A 3,097-nucleotide genomic window follows, 5' to 3' on the forward strand; every position below is an offset into this window, starting at 1 on the left:
GTCACCGACACGATCGGTCTGCTGCTCGTGGTGCTGGTCACCGCCGCGAGCGTCCAGGACAACGCCGCCGGCCGGCAGCTGCTGACCGCGGTCGCAGCCGAGCACCCGAGCATCGGCAAGGCCTGGGCCGACATGGGCTACAAGAACGCCGTCGTCGAACACGCCGCCACCCTGGGCATCGACCTCGAGATCGTCCGCCGCGACCCCACGACCAGGGGATTCGTCGTCCAACCCCGCAGATGGGTCGTCGAGCGCACCTTCGGCTGGCTCATGAACCACCGCCGCCTCGCCCGCGACTACGAGGCTCTCCCGGCCCGCTCGGAAGCCATGGTCCACGTTGCCATGATCGGCTTCCCAATGCTGATGTCAAGCCGATGCGGTGACGGGCGGTGTGACCTGATAGGACCGTCCGTCACGGATCAGGGCCCACAACACGTTGACGCGTCGGCGCGCGAGAGCCAGGACTGCCTGGGTGTGCCGCTTCCCCTCAGCCCTCTTGCGGTCGTAGAAGGTCCGCGAGTTCGGATCGTTCTGAATGCTGATGAGTGCGGACTGGTAGAAGACGCGTTGCAGGCGTCGGTGGTAGCGGGTCGGGCGGTGGAGGTTTCCGCTGACCTTGCCTGAGTCCCGTGGAGCCGGGCTGACGCCGGCAAACGCGGCAAGTCGGTCCGCGGTGGGAAAGGCGTCCAGGTTGCCGCCGACGGCGGCGAGGAACTCGGCGCCGAGTGTCGCTCCGATGCCGGGCATCGAGGTGATTACTTCAGCGAGGTCGTGCTCGCGAAACCGTCCCTCGATGAGCTTGTCGACCTCGGTGATCTTCTTGTTGAGGGCCATCACCTCCTCGGCCAGGGTGTGGACCATCTTGGCGATGGCCTTCTCCCCGGCGACGGCGGTGTGCTGCCGCCCGGCGGCCTCCACGACCCTCGTTGCCAGCGCTTCGGAGCCCCGAACCTTGCGGTTGCGCAGCCACGTCGTCAGGCGCCTGGTGCCAGCGCGGCGGATCGCCGCAGGTGTCTGGTAGCCCGTCAGCAACTGGAGTGGTCCCGCGTTCCCCAGGTCGAGGGCACGTTCGAGGGCGGGGAACATGCTGTTGAGCAGGGCCCGCAGACGGTTGATGGTGCGGGTTCGGTTGGCGACGAGGTCTGCGCGGTGTTCGGTCAGCAGCCGCAGCTCGATGAGGGCCTCGTCCTCGAGGCGGACGGGCAGCAGGTCGGTGCGCATGCGGGCCTGGTCGGCGATGATCCGCGCGTCGCGGGCGTCGGTCTTGCCCTGTCCGCGGTAGCTGTCGGCGGCGCGGTTGACCGCGACACCGGGGATGTAGGCCATCTCCTGGTCGTGGGCGGCCAGGAGGTTGATCAGCAGGCCGGGCTCACTGCCGGTCATGTCCATCGCCCAAGTCACCGCGCGGCCGTCCGCGATGTCCAGGACATCGGCGATCAACTGGAGCAGTTCCGGCTCGTCGCTGGCCACCCGTCGCGACAGCAGCGTGCTGCCCTCGGCGTCGAGGACCAGGGTGTGGTGGTGGGTCTTCCCACAGTCGGTGCCCGCCCATATCCGGCTCATCGTGCTCCATCAGGTCGTACTTGCCTTGGGTACCACGGACGACCTCGCCGGCATGGCTCTACGCAGCGACTTCCTCGCACTTCCCAATCGGCGGCCGAGTCGTCGTGGGGAACCGGGCGGCCAAGCAGATCCAGCCACGATCGGCAGCCTCATGAAAGCCACACCCGGTTCCCCTGGGTGCCACAACCCTACGAATGGCTGGACGACCCAGGAGGAAGGTAGAGCCTCATGACCCGCCGCCTCACCGGCGAATCCACCCCAACCTGGCGCGGAACCTGAGCTCCGAAGTCAGGGACGAAACGCCCAGTCAACACGGCCCAAAACGCACCAAATGCGTCACAGCGGATGTGTGTTCCCGTGCGAAGCGGTATTCCTCAGCGTGTCGAACCCCCAGGGCTGATTCAAAGTCTTTCTGATCATGTGGACGCCCAGGTCGCGGCGGTGTGATGGCAGGGCCGAGTCGTTCTCGCGGTGCGCCCGGTTGGTGAGTGATCGGGGCGTTTCGAGGTGCTGTGTGGCAGATGTTCTGCTGTGAGACGGAGGCAGGCACGGCCTCCGGGTGATCATGAGGTGTCGAGTCCCTGATCACCACAGCGGAAAGCCGTGCCTGCGCGCTCATCATCTCCCATCCCTGTCGGTCTGGGTCAACTCACCGCCCCCGCAACGCCGTCGTTGGACGATCACCCCGGACTGCTTGCCCGCCTGTCGGCAGTTCCCGATCCTCGTTGTGCCCGCGGCCGGCGTCATCCGCTGGTCTTCGTGCTGGCCCTGGCTGCCTGTGCAGTGCTGGCGGGAGCCCGGTCGCTCGCGGCGATCACGGAGTGGGCCGCCGACGTGCCACCTGACCTGCTGATCCGCCTCGGCGGCAGCCTCCGCGAACCGGACACCGGGCCAATCGCCCCGGCCGGGGCCACCATCCGGCGCCTGCTCCAGCGCATCGACGGCGACGCACTGGACGCCGCGATCGGAGCATGGCTCGCCGACCATGCCCGCGCGGCCGACCAGGCCCGGCCATCCGTCGCCGTCGACGGCAAGACGGTTCGGGGCGCGGTCCGCACCGACGGCACTCAAGTTCATCTGCTGGCGGCGGCGGACGCCACCGGCCTGGTCCTGGCCCAGCGCGAAGTGGACGCGAAGACCAACGAAATCACGGTCTTCCGGCCCCTGCTCGCCCCGCTCGACCTGGCCGGGACCGTCGTCACCTTCGACGCCCTGCACAGCCAGCACGATCACGCCCGCTTCCTGGTCGAGGACAAGAACGCGCACTACATCGCCCTGATCAAGGGCAACCGTCCGACCCTGCACCAGGCGCTGAAGCGTCTGCCCTGGCGGGACGTCCCTCTGCAGCAGCGCACCCGCGCCACCGCACACGGTCGCGACGAGATCCGCCGCATCAAGACCTGCACGCTCGCCCGCGGCATCGACTTCCCCCATGCTGCCCAGGCGATACAGATCGTGCGCCGACGCCGCAACCTGGCCACGGGCAAGATCAGTCTGGAACGTGTCTACGCGGTCACCAGCCTGGCCGTCGGGC

2 protein-coding genes and 1 pseudogene are annotated in these 3,097 nt (G+C 68.1%); 2 read left to right on the forward strand and 1 reads right to left on the reverse strand.

Annotation, left to right across the window (positions count from 1 at the left end):
* A pseudogene (locus tag AB0442_RS42060) lies at positions 1 to 348 on the forward strand (transposase); the annotation flags it as partial.
* 18 nt (positions 349 to 366) lie between these two features.
* Here AB0442_RS42060 and AB0442_RS42065 read toward each other — a convergent pair.
* Positions 367 to 1,563 carry an IS110 family transposase gene (locus tag AB0442_RS42065; protein ID WP_366168789.1) on the reverse strand — a complete coding sequence of 399 codons (1,197 nt, stop codon included), beginning with the start codon at positions 1,561 to 1,563 and terminating at the stop codon, positions 367 to 369.
* Positions 1,564 to 2,235: 672 nt separating this feature from the next.
* Here AB0442_RS42065 and AB0442_RS42070 point away from each other — a divergent pair.
* A partial coding sequence (locus tag AB0442_RS42070) for an ISAs1 family transposase (RefSeq protein ID WP_366168790.1) occupies positions 2,236 to 3,097 on the forward strand: 862 nt, incomplete at its 3' end.

Origin of the sequence: Kitasatospora sp. NPDC085895, from assembly GCF_040702125.1 — a bacterium.
Classification (GTDB): Bacteria; Actinomycetota; Actinomycetes; order Streptomycetales; family Streptomycetaceae; genus Kitasatospora; species Kitasatospora arboriphila.

Coding starts and splice junctions, on each gene's coding strand:
- AB0442_RS42065 (WP_366168789.1), bottom strand. CDS start 1,563: ATGAGCCGGATATGGGCGGGCACCGACTGTGGGAAGACCCACCACCAC.